At 59.0% G+C, this 22,455-nt stretch carries 26 protein-coding genes; 15 read left to right on the plus strand and 11 right to left on the minus strand.

Translation table 11 applies throughout. The features are described from left to right. Positions 1–16 precede the first annotated feature (16 nt). Positions 17–610 (plus strand): hypothetical protein, encoded by a 594-nt coding sequence (locus ACT2B1_RS05530; RefSeq protein ID WP_180887828.1) that lies wholly within the window; start codon positions 17–19, stop codon positions 608–610. A 113-nt stretch (positions 611–723) separates the two neighbouring features. After that, the gene (tuf, locus tag ACT2B1_RS05535; protein WP_481668261.1) at positions 724–1,899 is read left to right on the plus strand and encodes an elongation factor Tu; all 1,176 of its coding nucleotides are present in this window, start codon (positions 724–726) and stop codon (positions 1,897–1,899) included. 133 nt (positions 1,900–2,032) lie between these two features. On the opposite strand, the gene ACT2B1_RS05540 is transcribed toward tuf, so the two are convergent. Next, complete coding sequence (locus ACT2B1_RS05540) at positions 2,033–2,251, minus strand: hypothetical protein (RefSeq protein WP_481668724.1); 219 nt, start codon at positions 2,249–2,251, stop codon at positions 2,033–2,035. A 136-nt stretch (positions 2,252–2,387) separates the two neighbouring features. Beyond that, a complete protein-coding gene (rpe, locus tag ACT2B1_RS05545; protein WP_171125889.1) occupies positions 2,388–3,074 on the minus strand; it encodes a ribulose-phosphate 3-epimerase in 687 nt (228 codons plus the stop codon). 166 nt (positions 3,075–3,240) lie between these two features. Between rpe and phnC the strand changes: the two genes are divergently transcribed. The 5 genes from phnC (at position 3,241) to ACT2B1_RS05570 (ending at position 7,986) form a co-directional block, all read left to right on the plus strand. Further along, positions 3,241–4,062 (plus strand): phosphonate ABC transporter ATP-binding protein, encoded by an 822-nt coding sequence (phnC, locus tag ACT2B1_RS05550; RefSeq protein ID WP_481668725.1) that lies wholly within the window; start codon positions 3,241–3,243, stop codon positions 4,060–4,062. A 63-nt stretch (positions 4,063–4,125) separates the two neighbouring features. Next, the gene (gene phnD / locus ACT2B1_RS05555; RefSeq protein ID WP_481668726.1) at positions 4,126–5,028 is read left to right on the plus strand and encodes a phosphonate ABC transporter substrate-binding protein; all 903 of its coding nucleotides are present in this window, start codon (positions 4,126–4,128) and stop codon (positions 5,026–5,028) included. A 68-nt stretch (positions 5,029–5,096) separates the two neighbouring features. Then, positions 5,097–5,978, plus strand: coding sequence for a phosphonate ABC transporter, permease protein PhnE (gene phnE, locus ACT2B1_RS05560; RefSeq protein WP_171241019.1), 882 nt, complete (start codon positions 5,097–5,099; stop codon positions 5,976–5,978). Then, positions 5,975–7,330, plus strand: a complete 1,356-nt coding sequence (gene phnE, locus ACT2B1_RS05565; RefSeq protein WP_481668727.1) for a phosphonate ABC transporter, permease protein PhnE — start codon at positions 5,975–5,977, stop codon at positions 7,328–7,330. Before phnE (ACT2B1_RS05560) ends, phnE (ACT2B1_RS05565) begins: the two co-directional genes overlap by 4 nt. Before the next feature lie 26 nt (positions 7,331–7,356). Beyond that, positions 7,357–7,986 (plus strand): LbetaH domain-containing protein, encoded by a 630-nt coding sequence (locus tag ACT2B1_RS05570; RefSeq protein WP_171241021.1) that lies wholly within the window; start codon positions 7,357–7,359, stop codon positions 7,984–7,986. Between the two features lie 51 nt (positions 7,987–8,037). Here ACT2B1_RS05570 and phnF read toward each other — a convergent pair whose 3' ends face one another. Then, positions 8,038–8,748: a phosphonate metabolism transcriptional regulator PhnF gene (gene phnF, locus ACT2B1_RS05575; protein ID WP_171241022.1), complete on the minus strand. Its 711-nt coding sequence runs from the start codon at positions 8,746–8,748 to the stop codon at positions 8,038–8,040. A gap of 115 nt (positions 8,749–8,863) precedes the next feature. Between phnF and phnG the strand changes: the two genes are divergently transcribed. From phnG to phnN, 7 genes are read left to right on the plus strand one after another with little or no spacing between them, the layout of a single operon-like run. Then, positions 8,864–9,310 (plus strand): phosphonate C-P lyase system protein PhnG, encoded by a 447-nt coding sequence (gene phnG, locus ACT2B1_RS05580; protein WP_481668728.1) that lies wholly within the window; start codon positions 8,864–8,866, stop codon positions 9,308–9,310. Next, on the plus strand, positions 9,310–9,885 hold the full coding sequence (gene phnH / locus ACT2B1_RS05585; protein WP_171241024.1) for a phosphonate C-P lyase system protein PhnH: 576 nt from the start codon (positions 9,310–9,312) through the stop codon (positions 9,883–9,885). Before phnG ends, phnH begins: the two co-directional genes overlap by 1 nt. Before the next feature lie 3 nt (positions 9,886–9,888). Further along, positions 9,889–10,980, plus strand: a complete 1,092-nt coding sequence (locus ACT2B1_RS05590; RefSeq protein WP_481668729.1) for a carbon-phosphorus lyase complex subunit — start codon at positions 9,889–9,891, stop codon at positions 10,978–10,980. After that, the gene (locus ACT2B1_RS05595; protein ID WP_171121732.1) at positions 10,977–11,837 is read left to right on the plus strand and encodes an alpha-D-ribose 1-methylphosphonate 5-phosphate C-P-lyase PhnJ; all 861 of its coding nucleotides are present in this window, start codon (positions 10,977–10,979) and stop codon (positions 11,835–11,837) included. The genes ACT2B1_RS05590 and ACT2B1_RS05595 overlap by 4 nt, the downstream gene beginning before the upstream one ends. Beyond that, entirely contained in the window at positions 11,834–12,604 is a 771-nt protein-coding gene (phnK, locus tag ACT2B1_RS05600) for a phosphonate C-P lyase system protein PhnK (protein ID WP_481668730.1), read from the plus strand. The genes ACT2B1_RS05595 and phnK overlap by 4 nt, the downstream gene beginning before the upstream one ends. Positions 12,605–12,616: 12 nt before the next feature. Continuing rightward, complete coding sequence (phnL, locus tag ACT2B1_RS05605) at positions 12,617–13,300, plus strand: phosphonate C-P lyase system protein PhnL (protein ID WP_481668731.1); 684 nt, start codon at positions 12,617–12,619, stop codon at positions 13,298–13,300. Next, positions 13,297–13,845: a phosphonate metabolism protein/1,5-bisphosphokinase (PRPP-forming) PhnN gene (gene phnN, locus ACT2B1_RS05610; protein WP_171121735.1), complete on the plus strand. Its 549-nt coding sequence runs from the start codon at positions 13,297–13,299 to the stop codon at positions 13,843–13,845. Before phnL ends, phnN begins: the two co-directional genes overlap by 4 nt. Here the strand turns inward: phnN and ACT2B1_RS05615 are convergent. Continuing rightward, complete coding sequence (locus tag ACT2B1_RS05615; protein ID WP_481668732.1) at positions 13,827–14,510, minus strand: DUF1045 domain-containing protein; 684 nt, start codon at positions 14,508–14,510, stop codon at positions 13,827–13,829. The two genes, phnN and ACT2B1_RS05615, sit on opposite strands and share 19 nt — an antisense overlap. A gap of 52 nt (positions 14,511–14,562) precedes the next feature. Between ACT2B1_RS05615 and ACT2B1_RS05620 the strand changes: the two genes are divergently transcribed. Continuing rightward, entirely contained in the window at positions 14,563–15,702 is a 1,140-nt protein-coding gene (locus tag ACT2B1_RS05620; protein ID WP_481668733.1) for an alpha-D-ribose 1-methylphosphonate 5-triphosphate diphosphatase, read from the plus strand. Here the strand turns inward: ACT2B1_RS05620 and ACT2B1_RS05625 are convergent, their stop codons facing one another. Genes ACT2B1_RS05625 through ACT2B1_RS05655 form a run of 7 tightly spaced genes read right to left on the minus strand, consistent with a single transcriptional unit; the run spans position 15,703 to position 22,200 of the window. Beyond that, positions 15,703–16,179 carry a class I SAM-dependent methyltransferase gene (locus ACT2B1_RS05625; RefSeq protein WP_171125861.1) on the minus strand — a complete coding sequence of 159 codons (477 nt, stop codon included), beginning with the start codon at positions 16,177–16,179 and terminating at the stop codon, positions 15,703–15,705. Further along, positions 16,176–16,949: a polysaccharide deacetylase family protein gene (locus ACT2B1_RS05630; RefSeq protein ID WP_171125859.1), complete on the minus strand. Its 774-nt coding sequence runs from the start codon at positions 16,947–16,949 to the stop codon at positions 16,176–16,178. The genes ACT2B1_RS05625 and ACT2B1_RS05630 overlap by 4 nt, the downstream gene beginning before the upstream one ends. Next, complete coding sequence (locus ACT2B1_RS05635; RefSeq protein WP_481668734.1) at positions 16,946–18,088, minus strand: glycosyltransferase family protein; 1,143 nt, start codon at positions 18,086–18,088, stop codon at positions 16,946–16,948. The genes ACT2B1_RS05630 and ACT2B1_RS05635 overlap by 4 nt, the downstream gene beginning before the upstream one ends. Continuing rightward, positions 18,085–18,669 carry a histidine phosphatase family protein gene (locus ACT2B1_RS05640; RefSeq protein WP_481668735.1) on the minus strand — a complete coding sequence of 195 codons (585 nt, stop codon included), beginning with the start codon at positions 18,667–18,669 and terminating at the stop codon, positions 18,085–18,087. The genes ACT2B1_RS05635 and ACT2B1_RS05640 overlap by 4 nt, the downstream gene beginning before the upstream one ends. Then, the gene (locus ACT2B1_RS05645) at positions 18,666–19,742 is read right to left on the minus strand and encodes a glycosyltransferase family 4 protein (protein ID WP_481668736.1); all 1,077 of its coding nucleotides are present in this window, start codon (positions 19,740–19,742) and stop codon (positions 18,666–18,668) included. Before ACT2B1_RS05645 ends, ACT2B1_RS05640 begins: the two co-directional genes overlap by 4 nt. Beyond that, on the minus strand, positions 19,742–20,989 hold the full coding sequence (locus tag ACT2B1_RS05650; protein ID WP_481668737.1) for a glycosyltransferase family 4 protein: 1,248 nt from the start codon (positions 20,987–20,989) through the stop codon (positions 19,742–19,744). The genes ACT2B1_RS05645 and ACT2B1_RS05650 overlap by 1 nt, the downstream gene beginning before the upstream one ends. Beyond that, positions 20,986–22,200, minus strand: coding sequence for a glycosyltransferase family protein (locus tag ACT2B1_RS05655; protein ID WP_481668738.1), 1,215 nt, complete (start codon positions 22,198–22,200; stop codon positions 20,986–20,988). Before ACT2B1_RS05655 ends, ACT2B1_RS05650 begins: the two co-directional genes overlap by 4 nt. Positions 22,201–22,455: the final 255 nt, after the last annotated feature.

A 22,455-nucleotide genomic window follows, 5' to 3' on the forward strand; every position in this document is an offset into this window, starting at 1 on the left:
CTATCGAGACGAGATCATGTTACGCATTCTAACCTTGATAACCGGATTGACCCTGCTGGGCGCATGTGCGCAAACGCAGCTATACGAAGAGCCCGAGTCGCTGGGGGAATTCAAGCTTCGCGTGAACTACGCCTTTGCTGAAAAGGCTGTGCAGGGTCCCGTTTCCCGCGATGCCACGCCGGATGAATGGACAGCAGCGATTCAGAACGCCGTGGATGTCCGCCTAGGCCGGTATGAGGGCGCGCAGGAATACGACATCGGTATCAGTCTCGAAGGATACATGCTGGCCCCGCCGGGTATTCCGGTCATCTACAACCCCAAAAGCACGGCGATTGTTTTGGTCAACGTCTACGACGTGAAGAACAAAGAATTCCTGGCCAAGGGAAAACAGTTTCAGGTTCTGGAAGATACGACCGGTGAAAGTGCCCTGACCGGGTCAGGAAATACACGCACCAGAGAAGAACAGATGAGCGGTCTGGCCCTGAAGGTTGCGGACCGAGTCGAAGAGTGGTTGGCCGAAGAACATGAAGAGAACGGCTGGTTCCAGCGCCGCCCTGACCTGATACAACCTCTCGAATCCGGCGAGCTGACGCAAAATCCGGCATCATGAACGGGTTTTAACGCAGGATGTGCTTGATTTTCCCCTGCGAACCAAATATCTCGCGCGCGCAGATGTAACCACGGGACCAAGGGTCCCCCAAATCGCAAAAGGGCGCCTGAGGAATGGCAAAGGAAAAGTTTGAGCGTACAAAACCGCACGTCAACATCGGCACGATTGGCCACGTTGACCATGGTAAAACGACGCTGACCGCAGCAATCACCAAGTATTTCGGTGACTTCAAAGCGTATGACCAGATTGACGGTGCGCCGGAAGAAAAAGCGCGCGGCATCACCATCTCGACCGCCCACGTGGAATACGAGACTGACAACCGTCACTATGCGCACGTTGACTGCCCCGGCCACGCCGACTACGTCAAGAACATGATCACCGGTGCTGCCCAGATGGACGGCGCGATCCTGGTTGTGAACGCAGCTGACGGCCCGATGCCGCAAACGCGCGAGCATATCCTGCTGGGCCGCCAGGTTGGCATCCCGAAAATGGTCGTGTTCATGAACAAAGTTGACCAGGTTGACGACGAAGAGCTGCTGGAACTGGTTGAGATGGAAGTTCGCGAACTGCTGTCCAGCTACGACTACCCCGGCGACGATGTTCCGATCATCGCAGGTTCGGCTCTGGCGGCGATGGAAGGCAACAACCCGGAAATCGGCGAAGAGAAGATCAAAGAGCTGATGGCGGCTGTTGACGACTACATCGACACCCCTGAGCGTGAAGTTGACAAGCCGTTCCTGATGCCGGTCGAAGACGTGTTCTCGATCTCGGGTCGTGGTACCGTTGTGACCGGTCGTGTTGAGCGTGGCGTGATCAACGTTGGCGACGAGATCGAAATCGTCGGCATCCGTGAGACCCAGAAAACCACCTGTACCGGTGTTGAAATGTTCCGCAAGCTGCTGGATCGCGGTGAAGCGGGCGACAACATCGGCGCCCTGCTGCGCGGTATCGACCGTGACGGCGTTGAGCGTGGCCAGGTTCTGTGTAAGCCGGGTTCGGTTACACCGCACACCAAGTTCGAGGCCGAAGCCTATATCCTGACCAAGGAAGAAGGCGGCCGTCACACGCCGTTCTTCGCGAACTACCGTCCGCAGTTCTACTTCCGTACGACTGACGTGACCGGCACCGTGACCCTGGCGGCTGGCACCGAGATGGTTATGCCCGGCGACAACGTCGGCTTCACCGTCGAGCTGATCGCACCGATCGCGATGGAAGACGGCCTGCGCTTCGCCATCCGTGAAGGCGGCCGTACCGTTGGCGCCGGCGTTGTGTCGAAAATCATCGAATAATCGGTAGGACGGGCTTCAGCCCGGCGCATCGATAAAACTAAAGAAGGCCGCTCCCTCAGGGGGCGGCCTTTTTACTTGGATTGTGTCGTGGGTGCATAAACTTGGCTATGCAGGCCAAAACCCTCTGATCGGCTTAGATTACGCCAGCCAATACCAACCGAACGATATCTTCGCGTTTAAGACTGCGCGCGCGCAGTTCGGCATCACTCATCAGCCAATAGGCGCGGATTCTGAGGGTTGCCGATCTGGTTTCAGACAGTCTGCGCAGGTTGGAACGGAGGCGACGACTTAGCAGTTGCCACAATGCGGCAGGGCTAAAGTCATGCGGGCGGTAAACGGTGGATTTGGGCATAAGAGCGTTTCGTTGCGTTTTGATTGAACCAGTACAATCTACGCACCCGTGTATTTGCCAGCTAGCCCCGCCCGGTCATATCCGCTGTGCGTCTGGCGCAATGGCCCAGCGTTTCCGCTGGGCCATGGTATGCAAATCAAATCGCAGCTTTTGCCGCTGCACGAACAGCCTGGATGTTGTCCCCATAAACGTCCGGTTGTGAAACCGAGCCGCCTTTGAAGACAGCAGATCCCGCAACCAGCACGTCCGCGCCCGCAGCCGCGACCAGAGGGGCTGTGTTCGGGTCCACACCGCCGTCAATCTCAATATGGATAGGGCGGTCACCGATCATCTGACGCAGGCGGCGCACCTTTTCGGTCAGGTCGATGAATTTCTGGCCGCCGAAGCCGGGGTTCACTGTCATGACGCAAACAAGATCAGTCAGGTCCAGCAGATGCTCGACCGCTTCGGCCGGGGTGCCGGGATTGAGGGCAACGCCAGCTTTCATGCCAGCGGCACGAATGGCCTGCAACGTGCGGTGCGTGTGCGGGCCAGCTTCGACATGGGCTGTGAGGATGTCTGCACCGGCATCTGCATAGGCGTCAATATACGGATCTACAGGCGTGATCATCAGGTGCACGTCCATCACCGTTTTTACATGAGGACGAAACGCTTTGACGGCGGGGGGGCCAAAGGTCAGGTTTGGCACGAAATGGCCATCCATCACGTCAACATGGACCCAATCTGCGCCCTGTGCTTCGATCGCCTGAATCTCGGCGCCGAAATTGGCAAAGTCGGCGGACAGAATCGACGGAGCGATTTTGATGCTGCGGTCAAAGGACATGTTTGGCCTCGTGTCAGGATAAAGAGTCGGCCCGCATATACCTGCGATATGCGGGTAAGGGTAGGGCCAACAACAGCGAGCGCTGCGTTACAAAATTTTCACCCAATCGACACACAGCCGTTGAACACCGCCTTTAGCTAGCCGCCAACACATTTGGGGGTGGCTCGTGCTGCGAATAGAAAATCTGACGAAACGCTTTGGCGAAAATACGGCTGTGGATGCTGCTTCGCTGGACGTCGACAAGCCGTGCATGATCGGCATCATTGGACGCTCGGGCGCAGGTAAGTCGACCCTCTTGCGCATGATCAACCGCCTGACAGACGCCAGCGACGGAGAGATCATTTTTGAAGGCCGCGATGTAACCAAACTGAAAGGTCGCGAAAAGCGCGCGTGGCAAGCCGATTGCGCGATGATTTTTCAGCAGTTCAATCTGGTGCCGCGCATGGACGTGGTGTCAAACGTTCTGCATGGCACGCTGAACCGGCATTCAACGCTGGCCACCATGTTCAATCTGTTTCCGATGGACGATATCCACCGCGCAATCGACATTCTGGATCGTTTGGGCATCGCCGAACACGCACCCAAACGGGCCGAGGCGTTGTCGGGCGGTCAGCAACAACGTGTCGCCATTGCGCGCGCCTTGATGCAGGATCCAAGCATCATTCTGGCAGATGAACCGATCGCCTCACTTGACCCGATGAACGCTCAGGTCGTCATGCAGGCGTTGCGCCGCATCCATGAAGAGGACGGCCGGACAGTCATCGCCAACCTGCACACGCTGGACACCGCACGCCGCTATTGCGACCGCGTCGTTGGAATGCGCGACGGGCGTATCGTTTTCGACGGCCTGCCCGAACAACTGACAACCGGTGTCGCGCGTGAGATTTACGGAGCCGATGCCAGCTTCTCGGAAGAGGCGACATCGACCGAGATCGAGACGCTGGATGCGACTCAAAAGGCCCTGATGGAAGCGGAAGCAACCGTCTGAGCCGATCCCCCCTTTCATCGACCGGCCGATGAAAGGCCGGCATATCAAACCGGAGAGAGACAGATGAAAAAACTGATTGCTGCCCTTGTTGCGACAACTGCGATCGCCGCCCCAGCCATGGCTGCGGATATCAACGAATTTCGCATCGGCATTCTGGGCGGTGAAAGCGCTCAGGACCGTTTGAACAACAACGAATGCCTGCGCGAATACACCGAAGAAGCGCTGGGTGTGGAAACCAAGCTGTTTGCGCCTGCCGATTATGACGGCGTGATCCAGGGTCTGCTGGGCGGCACCATCGACATGGCGTGGCTGGGTGCCTCGGGCTATGCGAAAACCTATCTGTCCGACCCCGAAGCGGTTGAGCCGGTTCTGGTCAAGGTCAACACCGACGGCGGCTATGGCTACTACTCGATCGGATTTGCCCGTAAGGACAGCGGCATCACCTCGTTGGACGACATGAAGGGCAAGACCTTCGGCTTTGGCGATCCGAACTCGACCTCGGGCTACCTGATCCCGTCCATCGAAATCCCTGCCGCCACTGGCGCGACCATGGACTCGGGCGACTATTTTGGTGAGGTGAAATTCACCGGCGGCCATGAGCAGACCATCGTTGCCGTAAACAACGGCGATGTTGATGGCGGCGTGACCTGGGCTGACGGGCTGGGCGATTGGGAAGACGGCTATAAGTCGGGCGCGCTGCGCCGTGCTGTTGATGCCGGTCTGGTTGACATGAACGACATGGTCCAGATTTGGAAATCCAAGCCGATCCCCGAAGGCCCGGTTGTGCTGCGCACCGCCCTGCCTGCGGATGTGAAAGAGAAAATGACTGCTCTGATGGCGGGTCTGGCCGAGAAAGACCGCGAGTGTTTCTATGGCGTTGCCGCGGGTGAAGCAAAGGCGTTCGAGCCGATCACCCACGAGGCGTATGAGATCATCATCGAAGCACGCAAGCTGAAGTCCAACTAAGCCTGCATACCCCAAAGACCGGGGTCCGGTGTCGAAACCGGGCCCCGTTTCCCACTCAGGAGCATTCCATGACAGACCTGACCGCAGGGCCCCCAACCGTCGACCAGATCCGGGCCGACTATTCCGAGATGACGCGACGCAAGCGGGTCTATGGTGGTATCCTTCTGATCGTATTCGTGGCGTTGATGGCTGCAGGGTTTCGCACCGCCGATGACCGCAACGCAGGCAGCTTTGTGGACGGCTGGCACCGCATCTTTGACTACCCCGCCGAAGTTCTGTCCGAGGCCTGGGACAAGATCGACGCGCTGCCCGCCAACTTGATCAAGTTCTTCCCGGCGCTGGTCGAGACGATCAACATTGCTGCTGCGTCCACGTTGATCGGCACTATTGCGGGTACGTTCCTGGCGCTGATGTCCACACGGGGTATGGCGCTCTGGCCTGCGCTGATCCCGCTGTTCCGGCGTATTGCCGATATTTGCCGCGCAATTCCTGAGATTGTGATCGCGCTGGTCCTGATCTTTATTCTGGGCGGCGGTCCGGTGCCAGCGATGATCGCCATAGCAATCCATACGGCAGGAGCGCTGGGTAAGCTGTTTTCCGAGGTGAACGAGAACGCATCGTTGAAGCCGGTCGAGGGGCTGCATTCGGTCGGGGCCAACTGGTCACAGCGGATGTATCTGGGTGTGATCCCTCAGGTGGGACCGAACTATGTCAGCTATGCCTTGCTGCGGTTCGAGATCAACATCCGCGCCTCGGCCATTCTGGGCTTCGTCGGCGCGGGTGGTCTGGGGTACGAGCTGCGCAATTCGATGTCATGGGGGCAGGGGCGCTATGATGAGGCTGCCGCGATCTTCCTGTTGCTGTTTGTCACCATCGTTGTCGTCGACCAAATCTCGGGTCATCTGCGTGATCGCCTGACTCACGGATCCGAGAAAGGAGCGCGGGCATGAGCACCTTCGCCACAAATCTGACCATTGATGAGCTGAAGGCCGAAGCTGACCATCTGTTCAGCCGCAAACGTCTTGTGAATTTCGGTCTGCCGTCGCTGGTGCTGGCTTATCTGATCTATGTGTTCTTCGCTTTCGACGTGCCCGGTCTGGCCGAGCGTGCGAATTGGGAAAACGGCAAGACGTTGGTGGCCGACAGCTATAGCTACAAAACCCATATCGAGCGCGATAACCGCACCGGAGAAATCTCAGCCGCTATCGAAGGCGAGCGCAAGGGTGCCTATCCCGTGGGCGAAGCGCCAGATTGGGTCACGCTGGGCGAAACCACGGTGATTGATCTGGAGGACGGTCACGTCGTGCGGTTCGGCCCCGAGACCGTCGAATACGATATCCCCGGATACGGCACTGTCCGTGCCACACCCACGCGTGCAGCAGGTGTACAGGCCGAACTGCCTGCTGGCGATGTGCCGGACTGGATCAACATCTCGAAAAACAGGATGGCGATCACGACGGATGCGGGGCGGCTGACGGTGACGCGGAACCGGTCCGAAGTCTTCCGCTACTTCACCGGATGGGAGCTGTTCTTCTTTACTCTCGACAGCCCCTATTACGGTAAATCCTTCCCGCAACTGGTTGGGCTGGCCGCGAATGGTGAGGCGAGGGCGATCCTGAACGATTTCTGGACCAACAAGATGTGGCGGCATCAGGACGTGGCATGGGCCATATTCGAGACGATTCTGATGGCCTTCCTTGGTACGCTGGGTGCAGGCATGGTCGCGCTGCCGCTGGCCTTCCTTGCAACGCGCAACTTCAACCCGCTGAGGTCGGTTCGGTTTATGACCCGCCGCGTGTTCGACTTTGTCCGTGGCGTAGATGCCTTGATCTGGACCGTTGTGCTGGCACGGGCGTTTGGTCCCGGTCCGCTGACGGGCGCGCTGGCCATTCTGGTGACCGATACCGGAACCTTCGGCAAAATCTTCTCGGAAGCGTTGGAAAATGTCGATCAGAAACAGATTGAAGGCGTCCAGTCCACGGGGGCCAACGCGCCGCAACGGTATCGTTTTGGGGTGATCCCGCAGGTGACACCCGTGCTGCTCAGCCAGTTGCTGTATTTCCTTGAATCCAACACGCGCAGCGCGACCGTGATCGGTGCCATCACGGGTGGTGGGATCGGATTGCTGCTGACCCAAGCGATCATCACGCAGAAAGACTGGGAAGAGGTCGCTTATTACATCGTCCTGATCATCCTGATGGTTATGCTGATGGATTGGTTCTCGGGTTGGTTGCGCAGGCGTCTGATCCAGGGGGAAACTTCGCCCAAACGTAAGAAGGCAAAGCCCGTCAAAGCAGGCTGAACTGGCACAGGCAGAGGGATCAAAAGATGGCGCGTCTTCGTTCGGATCAACCTTTCATTCACCCCGGTTGCACGATCTCGAACAGTGCATTTGGCGCGTATGTTGAGATCGGAGCAGGGACGCGGGTCGCGAATTCCGTGGTCGGGGATTACTCGTATTGTGATCGAACTTGTGACATTGCCAATGCCGAGATCGGGAAATTTGCCAATATAGCCAGCTTTACCCGGATTGGGGCAACGGATCACCCGATGGAGAAAGCATCGCTGCACCATTTTCTCTATCGGTCGGCTGATTATTGGAATGATGCCGAGGACGACGCCCAATGGTTTGCCCGTCGCGCAAGCCGGGTCACGACGATCGGGCATGATACCTGGATTGGACACGCGGCAATCATCAAACCCGAAGTTACCATTGGTCACGGCGCAGTCGTCGCATCGGGTGCGATCGTTACCAAAGACGTCGCGCCCTATACAATCGTCGGCGGCGTCACGGCACAACCGATCCGACGCCGGTACCCCGAGGCCGTGGCCGAGCGGATGATGAACCTTGCTTGGTGGGACTGGGACAATGCGCGTCTTCGCGCAGCGCTGCCGGATTTTCGCGCGCTGGGGGCCGAGGCGTTTTTAGATAAATATGAAAGCGTTCCCGCCTGCTGATACTGCCGATCTTGGCCGCTACGGTCATTGAAGGCAGGTACAGATTTCAACTCAGTCTTCGTTCAATGTCAGCGTCACGCGGTCGCCCGCGAACACCGTCCGGCCATATTCCACGGGCACGCCGTTTGTGTCGGCGTTAATGCCTGTGGAATACAGAACCGGTGCGCCCTCGGTCAGGCGGAGGTGCAAGGCTTGCGTGGCCGTCGCAGCCCGCGCCGTCAGGCGGGTTGAGACGCGGGTGTAATCCTGAACGCCGCACACTTGCAGGGCTTTTGTCACCGATTGCGTCTCGGACAGGGCCACAAGGATATTGGGCAGGCGGTCGGCTGGAAATACACTTTGAAACAGACCAATGGGCTGACCATCAGCCAATGACAGACCATCGTAGACATGAACTGTCGCGCCCGGCTCAAGGTGCAACGCCTCGGCTTCGGAGTTGTCTGCTGTTCGGGTGGTGAGTGTCAGTATCTTCTTTCCGGGGATCTTGCCGCTGGCCGATATGCTCTGGTGATACCGCACGCGTTTTCCGATTGGGTAATCCGTTGGACGCGCGGTCACGAACACGCCTGCGCCGCGTCTGGAATGCACCAATCCCTGATCGGACAGGTCCGACAATGCGCGCCGAACGGTATGCCTGTTAACGCCATGCTGCGAGGCCATCTGCGCCTCGGTCGGAAGTTGGTCACCGGTTTTGTACCGCCCTTCGGCGATGTCCGATGTCAGGCTTAATGCGATGCTTTTCCAGACTGGAGTTTTTCTCATGTCACCAAATCTTCACAGTTCCCCGGATTGCGAGTCGCCCCGGCTGGGTGTATTATTTGTCTAGTTGTATAGTACGCATAGACAACCCGGCCAAGAGGGTTTGATGGTGGTTCAGATGAAAACAGAAAATATCGCGCGCAAGGAATGGATGGGCCTGCTGGCCCGTGTGCCGTCCGAGGCGCTGATTGCGAAATGGGGCGAGTTCGACCTGCGTCCTGATTTTGAGTGGCTTCGTCGACCCGAAGTGGGCGGGGTCATGGTGCGGGCGCGCACTGGCGGAACCGGCGCGGCGTTTAACCTTGGGGAAATGACCGTCACGCGCTGTTCATTGGCGCTGGATGACGGGACAGTCGGGCACGGATATGTGCAGGGTCGCTCTAAATCAAAGGCTGAGGTGGCAGCGCTGATTGATGCGCTGATGCAGACCGACATTGCAGAAAAAGTCCGGTCACAGGTGATCGAGCCTCTGGCCGAAATGATGCAAGCCGCAAAAACCAGCCGCGCGGCAAAGGCTGCCGCCACAAAGGTAGAGTTCTTTACTCTGGTTCGGGGAGAGGATTGATGACCACGCAATCCCAGTTCTCAGGCGGTTTCAGTGAGGCGCCGATTCAGGCCGCACACGCGTTTCGGGCCGCGATGACGGCGATGGCACGACCGGGCGAGATACGATCACTGACCGGTGGGCTGCCGCCCAAGCCGCTGTCTGTCGCCGCAGGTACGTTATTGCTGACGCTTTGCGATCCTGAGACAAACGTTTATCTGGCCGGGTCAGCCGATACACCCGCCGTGCGCCAGTGGCTGACATTTCACACGGGCGCACCGGCCACGGGCGCTGCCGATGCGGATTTTGCCGTGGGAACCTGGCAGGATCTAGGGCAGCTGACAGCCTATCGGACTGGAACGGCCGAATATCCGGACCGGTCCGCGACCCTGATCGTTGAATGCGCCGAATTGGTCAACGCAGGCGCAACACTCAGTGGCCCGGGGATCAGGGATGTAGCGCGTTTGTCCCTGCCGGATATCCCGGCTTTGCAGGCCAATTCGTCTTTGTTTCCTCTGGGCTGCGATTTCTTTTTCACCTGCGGTAGCAAAGTTGCTGCCTTGCCGCGCAGCACGACAATTCGGTCGGAGGGTTAGGCGATGTATGTTGCAGTCAAAGGTGGTGAAAAGGCCATCGACAATGCTCATTCCTGGCTGGCCGAGGAACGCCGGGGGTCAACGGATGTGGCCGAGTTGAGCATCGCGCAAATTCGCGAGCAGCTTTCCTTGGCCGTGAACCGGGTCATGGCCGAGGGGTCTCTGTTCGACCCCGATCTGGCGGCCTTGGCGATCAAGCAGGCGCGGGGCGATCTGATCGAGGCGATATTCCTGATCCGCGCGTACCGAACAACTCTGCCGCGGTTTGGGTATTCAATTCCGGTGGCCACGAGTGCGATGGCGTGCGACAGACGAGTCTCTGCCACCTTCAAGGATGCGCCGGGCGGACAGGTTCTTGGGCCGACCTTCGATTACACACACCGTTTGCTGGATTTCAAACTGGCGGCCGAGGGGGAAGTTCCCGACGCGCCGAAGGGCGCTCCGCGCGATGAACTGACGCCGCATATTACGGAATTTCTGCAAGGTGAGGGGATCATTCAGGATGAGCCCGAAAACGATGAAACCCCTGACGATCTGACCCGGCGACCGATGGAATTTCCGTCCAACCGTCCGCTGCGGCTTCAATCCCTGACGCGTGGTGATGAAGGCTTCGTTTTGGGCATGGCATACTCGACCCAGCGCGGATACGCCCGCAACCATGCGTTTGTCGGGGAATTGCGCATCGGCAAGGTCACGGTTGAGATGGACATCCCGGAACTGGGATTCGCCATCGACATTGGTGAGGTTGAACTGACCGAATGCGAAACGGTCAACCAGTTCAAAGGATCAAAAATTGAACCGCCCCAGTTCACCCGGGGCTATGGCCTGGTCTTTGGTCAGTCCGAGCGCAAGTCCATCGCGATGGCTTTGGTCGACCGCGCCCTGCGCTGGGAAGAGTTGGGCGAAGACAACCTCGGCGCCCCGGCGCAGGATGAGGAGTTTGTCCTGAGCCACGCCGACAACATTCAGGCCACAGGGTTCCTCGAACATATCAAGCTGCCGCATTACGTGGATTTCCAGTCCGAGTTGGAACTGGTTCGAAAGCTGCGTCGCGAAGCCGAAGATCGCATCACGCCGAAGGAGGCAGCGGAATGAGCGAATACAATTTTGCCTATCTGGACGAACAGACCAAGCGTATGATCCGCCGCGCCATCCTCAAAGGTCTGGCGGTGCCCGGCTATCAGGTGCCTTTTGCCAGTCGTGAAATGCCGATGCCCTATGGCTGGGGTACGGGTGGGGTGCAGGTGTCGGCCGCGACTCTGACCCCGGATGACACGTTCAAGGTGATCGACCAAGGCGCGGATGACACCACGAATGCCGTTTCGATCCGCAAGTTCTTTGAGAACACGGCAGGCGTCGAAACCACCGAGGAAACCGAAAAGGCGAGTGTCATCCAAACTCGCCACCGCATCCCCGAGGCCAAGCTGCGCGAGGATCAGATCCTTGTCTATCAGGTGCCGATCCCCGAACCACTGCGTTTTTTGGAGCCGCGCGAGACCGAGACCCGCAAGATGCACAGCCTTGAAGAATATGGGCTGATGCATGTGAAACTGTACGAGGACATCAGCCAGCATGGGGCGATTTCAACCTCATACGCCTATCCGGTGAAGGTGTCGGGGCGGTATGTGATGGATCCATCTCCGATCCCGAAATTCGACAACCCCAAGCTTGAGATGGACGCGATCCAACTGTTCGGGGCCGGGCGCGAACAGCGTATCTATGCCGTACCGCCACACACCAAGGTCGTGTCCCTGGATTTTGAGGATTACCCCTTTGAGGCCACGAAAGCCGACCACCCCTGCGATCTGTGCGGGGCCGAAGACAGTTATCTGGACGAGGTTATCACCGATGATGCGGGCAGCCGAATGTTTGTCTGCTCTGACACCGATTACTGCCGCTCCCGACGTGAAGCGGGCCACACAGGTCGCATGACCAAGGAGGTTGCAGCATGACCCCTCTGCTACAAGTCAAAGACGTCGAGAAACGATACGGAACCCGGATCGGATGTTCGGGCGTCAGCTTCGATCTTTACCCGGGCGAGGTCATGGGGATCGTCGGTGAAAGCGGTTCGGGCAAATCGACGTTGCTGAATTGTTTGGCCGGTCATCTGGAGCCTGACGCAGGACAGGTTGTTTTTGACACACGCGCGGACGGGCCTGTGGATACGGTGACCATGTCGGAACCTGAACGACGGATGCTGGGCCGGACGGACTGGGCCTTTGTTCATCAGCATGCACGCGACGGGCTGCGCATGTCCGTCAGCGCTGGCGGCAATATTGGCGAGCGCCTGATGGCCGTCGGCGACCGTCACTATGGTCAGATCCGCGACCGGGCGATTGATTGGCTGGGCCGTGTCGAGATTGACGGAAGTCGGGTGGATGACCGCCCGACGGCATTTTCAGGCGGGATGCAACAGCGGTTGCAAATCGCGCGCAATCTGGTGACCGTCCCCCGGCTGGTGTTCATGGACGAACCGACGGGCGGGCTGGATGTGTCGGTGCAGGCCCGGCTGCTGGACTTGTTGCGTGGTCTGGTCCGCGAGATGGGGCTGAGTGCCATCATCGTCACTCATGATCTGGCCGTGGTGCGGTTGCTGGCGGACCGGCTGATGGTGATGAAGGACGGCCACGTGGTCGAGGCAGGATTGACCGATCAGGTTCTGGACGATCCGCAACATGCCTACACGCAGTTGCTTGTTTCAAGCGTGCTGCAGGTTTGAAGGGATAGGGCAATGATTAAACTGATTGGTGTGAACAAAAGTTTTACCCTGCACAATCAGGGCAGCGCAGTCATTCCGGTGATGGAGGGCGCGACGCTTAGTGTCTCGCCCGGAGAATGCGTCGCGCTGACGGGGGCTTCCGGCGCGGGCAAGTCGACCCTGATGCGGGTGATCTACGGTAACTATTTGGCTGCATCCGGGCAGGTTCTGGTCGGCGGGCTGGATGTGGCGCGGGCCGAGCCGCGCCAGATCTTGGCGCTTCGGCGCGAAACGCTAGGATATGTCAGCCAGTTCCTCAGGGTTGTTCCGCGCGTCCCAACGCTTGAGGTGGTGGCGGAACCGTTGCTTGCAATCGGAACCGAAAAGCAAGCGGCGCTGGATCGGGCGGCCGCATTGCTGGCCCGGTTGAACATACCCGAACGGCTCTGGCAGCTTAGTCCAGCGACGTTTTCAGGCGGTGAACAGCAGCGCGTGAACATTGCGCGCGGCTTTGCGCATACCTATCCCGCGATGTTGCTGGACGAGCCGACCGCCTCGCTGGACGCGCAGAACCGTGAGACAGTATTGTCCCTGATCGAAGAGGCCAAAGAGCGCGGCGCTGCCATCGTCGGTATTTTCCACGATGTCGAAGCTCGGAGTCGTGTGTGTGATCGGGAAATCGACGTGTCAGGGTTCACACCGGGAAAGGCCGCATGACCCGCGCCCCGGTCATAGCGATTGTCGGCCCGTCCGGGGTGGGCAAGGACAGCGTGATGGAGGCACTGGTTGCGCGTACGCCTGGAATTCTAAGAGTGCGGCGCGTGATTACCCGGCCAAAGGGCGAAGAGGGCGAAGATTTTGACCGGGTCGCTGAAGATGCCTTTCAACACATGGTGGCCGACGATGCGTTTATTTTGCACTGGTCGGCACATGGGCTGAATTATGGCGTCCCGCGTTCGATCGAGACCTTCAGACAAACCGTTGATGCGGTACTTGTGAACCTGTCGCGCGCTGTCTTGCTTCGGGCGCAGGAGGTGTTCGGCGATCTGATCGTAATCTCGCTGACCGCCGACCCCGAGGTTCTTGCCCAACGACTAGCAAGCCGTGGGCGTGAAAGCGCAGCCGAACAAGAACGACGTTTGGCGCGTGCGGAAACCAATTTGCCCGAAGGCCTTGTGCAGGTCTTTGAGGTCGATAATTCCGGCCCGTTGGATCACACGATTGATACTATTCTGAACCGGCTTCAGCCGGAAAGGACGTAACGATGGATCATGTGAAAGCACCCATCCTCAGCCTCGCCCACAAGGGCCAGATCCTTGATCTGAAACGGGTTTGGCAGCAAAGGCGTAAGCCGGTCTTCCAGCGTATTCTGCACCTTGGACAGCGTAGGTTTGTCCAGACGCCCGCTGAGTGTGATGTGAAAGCGGAATGCCTCCATCACGTAGGGATAGCCCCATTGCACGAGATTGGCCTCTTGTTCCGGGATCAGACCTGCGCCGCGCCGGCGGTCAAGTTCGGATTGGGGCGCTGGTGCGCGAAATGCGTCCAGTTCCCGAACACAGCCAGCGGCCAGAGCATTCAGGTCGGTGGTGTCTCCGACAGGGCGAAGAGCCAGAAACCGGCCAAGACGTGCGATCTCAAGCCCGTCCAGAACCACAGGCGCGCGTGTGGTCGCAAATTCAGCACAGGCCGCGTGCAGACCGTCAAACGACTGCCCGACCGCCAGTCGGAATGGAGGCTTCATCGTCGCATGCAGCCCGTATTTTCGCGGAACCTCAGTCACCGAGGAAACGTCAACCCCGGCGATGTCCGGATGGGCCACGGCCTGTCCGGTCTCCATGTCCCAACCCAGCCATTGGGTCGCAAATTTTGTCCAACCGGCCTCGGCCGGGGGCGGAAAATAGATTGCGTATCGCATGAATGTCACATTGGCCTCCTATGCGTGGCCTTCCCAATAGCTCAAACCGTGTGAAGTTCAGATGACAGAAGAAATGATCCTTGCCAATGCCACACTCGTTCTTCCCAACGAGACGCTAACTGGCAGCGTTCGGATTGCGGGTGAGACAATTATCGAGGTCGCGTCGGGTGCTGCGATTCCTGTAGATGCGATTGACTGCGAAGGAGATTATGTTTGCCCCGGACTAGTCGAATTGCACACCGACAATCTGGAACGTCACATTCAGCCGCGCCCCAAGGTCGACTGGCCCCACGCAGCGGCCATCCTCGCGCATGATGCTGAACTGGCCAGCACAGGGATCACCACCGTGTTTGACGCCATGCGCATCGGCTCGATCCCCAGCGGCCAGCGCTATAAGAAATATGCGCGCGACCTGTCCCGCGAGCTTTGGCAACTGCGCGAGCAGGACGCGCTGAAGATCAGCCATTTCCTGCACCTTCGGGCAGAGGTCTGTTCCGAGACACTGGTCGAGGAGCTTGACGAGTTTGACGCAGGCGACCGTGTGGGCCTTGTTTCGCTGATGGATCATACCCCCGGCCAGCGGCAGTTTCGGGACATGACCCAGCTTGAGGCTTATATGAAGGGCAAGCATGGCATGAATGATGACGACTTTCTTCAGCATGTCGCCCAACTCAAGGCGTTGCGCGAACGCTTTGGCGACAGGCACGAAGTCGAAACGGTCAAGGCCGCCCGGCGCTTTGGCGCGATGTTGGCGAGCCACGATGATACCACGGCTGCGCAAGTGCGCACATCCGCAGGGCATGGAATTACGTTGGCCGAATTCCCCACAACGGTTGAGGCCGCCCGTGCCTGCCACGATCACGGAATCAGGGTGATGATGGGCGCTCCGAATGTCATCCGGGGCGGGTCCCATTCCGGCAATGTCGCGGCGCATGAACTGGCCGAGCTTGGGCATCTCGACATTCTGTCGTCAGACTATGTGCCTGCCGCTCTTTTGCTGTCGGCGGCGCGATTGGGCGAGATGTGGGGGGACATGGCACGTGGATTGCGGACCGTGACGCAGACGCCTGCACAGGTCGTCGGATTGAATGATCGCGGCGAATTGCGCGTCGGGGCCCGCGCGGACGTCATTCGGTTCCGAATGCGCGAGGGCGCGCCTGCGCTAAATGGTGTCTGGTCGCGTGGACGCCGTGTGGCCTGATCAGGCTCTGTAGAACAGGTACCGGTCCGGGGCGATGGTGTCCGGGCCGCTAATCTGGTCGAACCCCACCAAGGGCTGACCCGAGATCAATAGCCCGCCCGGACGCATTACGCGCGCTATAAGGGGGCTGAGACGAGCCGCTTCGGCCACATCCTCGTCCTTGATGCCGCGCCCAAAATCATAGTGTGCCATCGCCATTTTTTGCCCACCAGCGGCCAGCTTTTCGAGCATGGGTTCCGCTTCGCCCTGCAAAAAATCCTCGGGCGGCGGAGTGCTGGATGGATGGCATTGCAGAACCCGGTCCATCACCCAGATGCGGCGGTCCGGCAAGATTTCTCTGAGGTGATCATAGGTTCGACCGTTTCCCAGACCCATATCCAGAACGTCCCCGATGATGTCGGATATCTGTTCGGCTGCCCAGTCCAGCCCATCTCTTTGGGCCGTCAGGCGGCGCAGCATGGAATCCAGTCGGCTCATTCGGGTCTCCGTTTTGTGTCGTTTTGCAGCGCGGTCCAGATAACGGCAGGCCCATCCAGAAGCCGGTGCAACAGGTCTCGTGTGAATGTCCAGATGTCTTCGTCATGAACAAGGTGATGGGTCAGAACACCAAAGGGTTCAGCGTTGTCGGTACGCCCCTCACGGCGATCCCGCAGCAGGTCCACGGCTTGGTTGATCAGGACGTCCGGGGCGATCAATCCCCGTGTTCTGCGCCAGTCAATCGGATCAAGATGCGTATTGACCTGCTGAAGTCCTGACACCGGGTAAGCGGCGTTTCGCGGTGTGGCAGTAGACAAAAACTGGTAACCCAAATCGGGCAGTTCTTTTACCACGTCTGGGGCAATTCGGTTCCATGGCGGTACGAACATCGGGCACAACCTTTCGCCGAACGATACTTTCAATCGGTCCAGCCCGTTTTGTGCATCCTTCAGTATCTCTGACATAGGTCGGTGCAGGCGGAATTCTGATTTCTTCTCGCCCTGCGGTGCGTGGTTTTGATGGGCCCATCCATGAACGACCGGGATCAGGCAGGGGTTGTCAGTGACATGGTCCGTCAGCGCGTCGCCCGCGTCATGTGGGATTACCGCCAGATGCACTGGCAAACCAAGCCTATCTGACAGGGCCGTCAGACGATCAAGCTGTTGTGTCGTGGTTGTTGCATCGTCGTCGCGCCACCAAAGAGGCAGCGACAGGCCCTTGTTGTGCCAGATCTCAAGTTCAACCATCAAAGGACGCCAATCGACGATCATGTGCGCCGCTCCCAAAGGGTCTTGGCGATGTCCACAGACTTTGCTGCACCGTTAAACCCAAATTCTGCGGCTGGTCTGGTTGGGGCATCAATAACCCGGCCTACCGCCGTCGCCAACGTGTCGCCGTTCAGGTCCTGACTTGGCAGAACGTCAATTGCGGGCAGGTTTGAAAGACTTCGCCCGCGTAAGGTTTGCTCAACCTCTTTGCCATCATCGAATGGCACGAATACTGCGGCTGTTCCGGTCTGAAGGATGTCGAGCGCGGTGTTATATCCGCACATGCTAACCGATGCGGCCGCGTGGGGCAGCATTTGACGGAAATCTGGTCGTACTCTTTCAAGTGTTACCGGAGCGTCGCCAACGTATTGGGACAGGTGATCAATGCGTTCGCTTGCGTCCTGTCCACCGACCAGCAGGCGCCAGCGCCTGCTGGACGTCTTTCTGGCGGCTTCGATGGCCGCGCGAAAGATCGGTTGCCCCACCGATCCCCCTCCGGCGCTGACAAGCACTTCGCCCCGACCCATGGCGTCGGGGTGCGGATCAGGTGCATTGGGCGCAACGAAGCCTGTGTAGAATAGCCGTTTCTCAAGCTGTTCCGAGACAGGCCAGCTTAGATCCAACGATACGGCTTTCCGATCGGAATGGACCAAAATGCCGTCATAGATTCCCAGCACGATCTGTTCGGTGCGTTCAGCCTTTGCAGGCTTGGACGGCGGAGCAAGAATATCCCGCACAGATCCCAGGATGACGGGTTTGGCAGGCAGTTCCTGTGCCGCTTCAAGTGCTGCGCTGAATTCACCCGTCAACGACCTGCGCCCAAAGGGATAAAGCTCGGTGATTAGAATATCCGGCGCAAAGGATCGCACCGCCTCTACCAGCGCCCGTTTACGTGCCTGCACATAGGCGTCATCGGCAACGTCGCCTGTTTGGGTCAGCAGTCGTGTGAAATCCGTGCCGTCCGATCGCAAAGGTGGTAACCCGAACACCGTCATTCCGGCGCTGTCCAGTTGCGGCGCGGGCATCCCGCCGGAAACCAGCAGGACTTGATGGCCGTCATCCGCAAAGGCCCGCCCCAACGTGAGAGCGCGGCTCAGGTGCCCTGTCCCCAGCAGATGGGTGACGACGATCATCACTTTCATTCGGGAACCTCTGCCCGGATCAGGCGGACGGGCTCGGGGTCGGGGCGCATTGTATCCATATCAATGATATACAGGCGGTTGCGCTTGATTTTGAAGGGGGGAACCCCGCTAAAATCCCAACCCCAAGCCAGGGCCATAATGACCCGCATTATACCGATATGGCAGACCGCTACGGTATCTGCGCGCATTAAGTCCAGCCACGGGCGCAATCGCATCTTCACATCCGCAGGGCTTTCCCCGTTCGGAGGTCGAAAATCCCATCCCCAATCCTCGATATGACGATAGCCGCTGCCCGTATCAGCGATCAGGTCGACACCGCGCAGACCTTCCCAGTCGCCCCAGTTCATTTCGGTCAGTGCAGCGGACATCATGGGGTCCTGTCCTGATACCAACTGGGCTGTTTCGCGGGCCCGCGCAAGCGGGCTGGACCAAATGTCCGCCGTGTCCCACGGTTGCGGCAGGCTGTAGGTCGACAAGTCCTGGCGCGCTTCTTCGTCGAGTTGGATGTCGCTGCGCCCCTGTATGCGACCGGCGCGGTTCCACTCCGTATGTCCGTGGCGCAGCAGTGCAAGGCGGGTCATTGGCGTCCCTCAATCAATGGCCGTGCGGCCTGCCAGAACCTGTCAGTGGCCGCAGGCATGAGGTGTCGTGACGCAATCCGTTCGCGCGACATACGTCCGATTGATTGGCGCAGCGGCTTGTCATTCAGCAGGTCTTGAAGGCGCGTAGCCAACGCAGAAGGACCGGATTCCACCGACGGATAGTCACCCGGAGCCAAAACATCACGAACGCCCGGCCTGTCCTGAGCCACAACCGGAACACCGTTGGCTTGTGCTTCTAGATAGATCATTCCATAGGCCTCATTCACGCCGGGCCAAACCAGCAGGGACGCGGTGTGGTAATGGGCCTGCAACGCGTCCCGATCCAGTTGACCCAGAAACTGCACCTTTGAACCGAAGGGGGACATCAACGCTTCGACCTCTGCGCGGGCCGGACCATCCCCCGCTAATTTCAAGGACCAATCGCCCTGTAAATGATCCAGCGATTGCGCCAAAATCTCGTATGAAGCCAGCTTGTCGCCGTGCCGCATCATTCCAACCGTCAGCATCGGTCCTGTGCATGTTGATAGGGCCGGCAGTTCTGAAAGTGGTAGGAACGGGGGCAGTTCCACCAAACGTTGGTTTCCAAACCTTTCCCGTTCCAGCGTAATCAGGTCGTTGGCGGTGTGGTAATAGATCACCTGGGCAGCGTCGCATGCATCGTGTGCAGCTTGCGCGAACCCGGCCCATGGGCCTTTCAATCTGCTTGTGGCGCGCGTGCTTTCCAATTGCACATAAGGGATGTTGCGGGCTTTGCACACGCGAGGGCCCAGTAGGTCCGGCGCTTTGTAATAGTTGTGATAGGTCACCCAAAGCGCCGTTTCCGTAGGCAATTCTGTAATCAGTCTCTGCGACTCTGTCTCGGCTTGCTTGCGCAATGCCTCTTGGACGTCGGTGTCGCCGTTCTTGTCGTAGATACGCAGGCGCGACACCAGATCAACCGTGTCACCTTGCGCGCCAATGGCCTGCATCAGGTTGCGCGCCATTTCACGGTCACCCGAAGGAACCGGGCTGTCCGGTGATTTCATTGGCGTGTAAAAGGCGACGCGCGCCATTAGTCCGGACCCGCGCCAAGGGCGTTGAGCCGCTGGGAAAGACGCGCGATGCCTGGATCCATCCGAAAATCGGCGATGAGCCGGTCATAGGCAGCGTCTGCCATTGCTGCGGTTTCGCCGGGATCGGTGGCCATCTGGATCATAGCGGAAGCCAAGGCCGCAGGATCATCGTCGGACAAAACGCCATGCCGCCCGGTTTCGATGAACTCCGGGATCGCGGAGATGGGTGTGGACAGGATCGGCAGGCGCTGGGACGCGGCCTCCATCAGCACGTTGGGCAAGCCGTCCCGATCCCCATCTGACGCGATGCGGCTGGGCAGCACAAACAAGTTGGCTTCGCGCATGGCAGCGATGACTTCCGGCTGGTCGCAGGCACCTTTCCACGTGATCCGATGCGCGACCCCGGCGGCCAGCGCGCGTTCCTGCAGGGCCTTTCCCAAGGTGCCGCCACCAATATGCGTCCAGTGCCAGTTCAGCTCGCCCGGTAGCATGGCAAGTGCGTCGATCAGACGGTCGAACCCCTTCTTTTCGACCAGCCGCCCAACGGACAGCATATGAAACGGGTCATTCGGGGCGCGGGGCGTTCGATCTGGTGGGGGCGGGAACCGCGCCAGGTCCAACCCGTGATAGATCAGATCAACCCGCCTTGGATCGTCGGCCAGACTGCGTAGGTGTTCCGCCCCGACTGCGGTACAGGTCGCGCCAAACGCAGCGCCATGCGTTCTGGCCCGCAGTTTTTCGGATTTTTCCCAATCGGGCGAAGTCCAAATGTCCTTGGCGTGGGCGGAAAAGCTCCAGGGCAGGCCGCGCATGATGGCTGCATAGCGGGCGACGGATGATGGCGTATGCATGAAATGGGCATACAACGCCCGCGTCGCCTGCGGCAGTTCGGCGGCCAGAACGCACGCCTGCCCAAAGCGTCGAATGCGGTTATGCGTCGGGTCACGACGCAGGTCAGCACGCCAGACCCGATAGGCCTGAGCATAGCCGGGTAAGCCTTGGGCCAGGTGCCTGGCAGCCCGGACGCGATCAGGCTCTTGGTAAAGGTATTCGGGCAGATAGTGCACCCGACCCTCGAACCGATCATGCAGCGGGTGGCGTTTCACATCAGTCGGATGCCGCAGGGACCAGATATCAAAGCGATGGCCTGCGTCCTGCAAGGCAACCAGTTCTTGCGCGATGAATGTCTCGGACAGGCGCGGCCACCCTTTGACCAGCACCGCCAGTTTCGGAGGGGTGGACGTCATCCGGTGGCCCGTTCCCGTTCACCACCCAGCAGGGCGTCAACACGGCTGGTGACATAATCCAACCCATCCAGCAGCCCGTCTTGAATGGCCTGAGAGGGCAGCGGCTGATGGGGTAGCGCGCGGATCGCCTGTACCATCGCGTCGGTTGTCAGCCCGTCCCGGTTTTCGTCCAGCATCCGAACCAGTCCCAGACCTTCCGCGCGCGAGGCCCGGATCCACTGTTCCAATCTTGGCGTTGTGCGCGGAACAATGACCGCGCGTTTGTCGAAAGACAGCACCTCGCAGAAGGTGTTGTAGCCCCCCATACAAACCACGCCAGCGGCACCCGCAAATAGTGTTTCGATCTGGGATTCAAAGCCCACGGCTGTCACGCGGCCATTCAGGGCGGCGACGCGTGTTTCAAAATCCTCGCGCAACTCACCGGACAGGAAAGGGCCATAGACCAGCACGGCCCGTGGGGAAAGGTCCGGGTCCTGTTCGTAGGCGGACAAAACCAGATTGACCATCGCCTTGCCGTCGCCACCGCCGCCCGGAGTGATCAGGATGTAGGGTTGCTCGGGCGGTTCACCTATTGGCCCCAGATCACGCCGCAGGTAGCCGGTCCAATGGATGCGGGATTGCGTAGCCGGGCTAAGGGGCAAGCCACTGGTGGGATCATAGATCGACCGCAAGCCATATACCCAGATTTCGTCATAGTATTTTTCGGTCGCGGTAACGGCTTCTTTCCGGTCCCACTCGGCTGCAAGAACTTCGGGTTCATCCAGAACATCGCGCAACCCCAAGACCAAACGTGTGTCCTTGGTTTGGTACAGCGTTTCAAGCGTTGGCAGCAGCTCACCGCGGAATCCGGTGGGTTCCTTGTCGACAATCAGGACGTCGGGTTCGAACTGCTGGACCGCAGTTTGTATCAAGCCTGCCCGCAGTTCCGTCACCTCTTCAATGCCCATGCCCATCGTTTGCGAGGCATAGGACCCATCAGCCCGTTTCGTCACCCCGGGCAGGCGGACGTGGTCCACGCGGCGCGGAAATGTGAATCGGCCCGCGACCGGTGATCCTGTCAGGATTAACGCAGATGCGCTCGGGTCAGCCTGCGTAATCGCCGAGGCCAATGCACGAGACCTGCGCAAATGGCCCAGTCCAAACGTATCATGGCTGTAAAACAGGATGCGGGGCGCACGGCCGATTGTATCTTTTTGTCTTCCTAGGCTCATGCTTTCGCCTGTCTTAGTGTTCCGGTGCAGCTCCGCGCGTTTGCACCTGTATCGTATATGTTTTCCCTGCGCTTGCAAAAACTCGGTTGAGATAACCCGAAACCGGTAAGCATTGCGATTTAGCTACATCTTAGTTGTGATTTGCCAGATATTCCCTGTCCTACATCAAACACAGAGCGCAGGCATCAGTTTGCAGTCCGTCTAACGGGTCATATGCAGTTTTTTCTGGGTTGAAAACACTTCAATTGGCGTCGG

The organism is Ruegeria sp. S263 (assembly GCF_056780525.1).

Excerpts from the sequence above, each read along its gene's own strand:
- ACT2B1_RS05590 (WP_481668729.1), top strand. The coding sequence starts at position 9,889 with ATGTATGTTGCAGTCAAAGGTGGTGAAAAGGCCATCGACAATGCTCAT.
- tuf (WP_481668261.1), top strand. The coding sequence starts at position 724 with ATGGCAAAGGAAAAGTTTGAGCGTACAAAACCGCACGTCAACATCGGC.
- phnE (WP_171241019.1), top strand. The coding sequence starts at position 5,097 with ATGACAGACCTGACCGCAGGGCCCCCAACCGTCGACCAGATCCGGGCC.
- ACT2B1_RS05620 (WP_481668733.1), top strand. The coding sequence starts at position 14,563 with ATGACAGAAGAAATGATCCTTGCCAATGCCACACTCGTTCTTCCCAAC.
- phnN (WP_171121735.1), top strand. The coding sequence starts at position 13,297 with ATGACCCGCGCCCCGGTCATAGCGATTGTCGGCCCGTCCGGGGTGGGC.
- ACT2B1_RS05640 (WP_481668735.1), bottom strand. The coding sequence starts at position 18,669 with ATGACCCGCCTTGCACTGCTGCGCCACGGACATACGGAGTGGAACCGC.
- phnG (WP_481668728.1), top strand. The coding sequence starts at position 8,864 with ATGAAAACAGAAAATATCGCGCGCAAGGAATGGATGGGCCTGCTGGCC.
- phnE (WP_481668727.1), top strand. The coding sequence starts at position 5,975 with ATGAGCACCTTCGCCACAAATCTGACCATTGATGAGCTGAAGGCCGAA.
- phnD (WP_481668726.1), top strand. The coding sequence starts at position 4,126 with ATGAAAAAACTGATTGCTGCCCTTGTTGCGACAACTGCGATCGCCGCC.
- ACT2B1_RS05625 (WP_171125861.1), bottom strand. The coding sequence starts at position 16,179 with ATGAGCCGACTGGATTCCATGCTGCGCCGCCTGACGGCCCAAAGAGAT.
- ACT2B1_RS05570 (WP_171241021.1), top strand. The coding sequence starts at position 7,357 with ATGGCGCGTCTTCGTTCGGATCAACCTTTCATTCACCCCGGTTGCACG.
- ACT2B1_RS05635 (WP_481668734.1), bottom strand. The coding sequence starts at position 18,088 with ATGAAAGTGATGATCGTCGTCACCCATCTGCTGGGGACAGGGCACCTG.
- phnF (WP_171241022.1), bottom strand. The coding sequence starts at position 8,748 with ATGAGAAAAACTCCAGTCTGGAAAAGCATCGCATTAAGCCTGACATCG.
- phnK (WP_481668730.1), top strand. The coding sequence starts at position 11,834 with ATGACCCCTCTGCTACAAGTCAAAGACGTCGAGAAACGATACGGAACC.
- ACT2B1_RS05630 (WP_171125859.1), bottom strand. The coding sequence starts at position 16,949 with ATGATCGTCGATTGGCGTCCTTTGATGGTTGAACTTGAGATCTGGCAC.
- ACT2B1_RS05645 (WP_481668736.1), bottom strand. The coding sequence starts at position 19,742 with ATGGCGCGCGTCGCCTTTTACACGCCAATGAAATCACCGGACAGCCCG.
- phnH (WP_171241024.1), top strand. The coding sequence starts at position 9,310 with ATGACCACGCAATCCCAGTTCTCAGGCGGTTTCAGTGAGGCGCCGATT.
- rpe (WP_171125889.1), bottom strand. The coding sequence starts at position 3,074 with ATGTCCTTTGACCGCAGCATCAAAATCGCTCCGTCGATTCTGTCCGCC.
- ACT2B1_RS05650 (WP_481668737.1), bottom strand. The coding sequence starts at position 20,989 with ATGACGTCCACCCCTCCGAAACTGGCGGTGCTGGTCAAAGGGTGGCCG.
- phnL (WP_481668731.1), top strand. The coding sequence starts at position 12,617 with ATGATTAAACTGATTGGTGTGAACAAAAGTTTTACCCTGCACAATCAG.
- ACT2B1_RS05655 (WP_481668738.1), bottom strand. The coding sequence starts at position 22,200 with ATGAGCCTAGGAAGACAAAAAGATACAATCGGCCGTGCGCCCCGCATC.
- ACT2B1_RS05595 (WP_171121732.1), top strand. The coding sequence starts at position 10,977 with ATGAGCGAATACAATTTTGCCTATCTGGACGAACAGACCAAGCGTATG.
- ACT2B1_RS05540 (WP_481668724.1), bottom strand. The coding sequence starts at position 2,251 with ATGCCCAAATCCACCGTTTACCGCCCGCATGACTTTAGCCCTGCCGCA.
- ACT2B1_RS05530 (WP_180887828.1), top strand. The coding sequence starts at position 17 with ATGTTACGCATTCTAACCTTGATAACCGGATTGACCCTGCTGGGCGCA.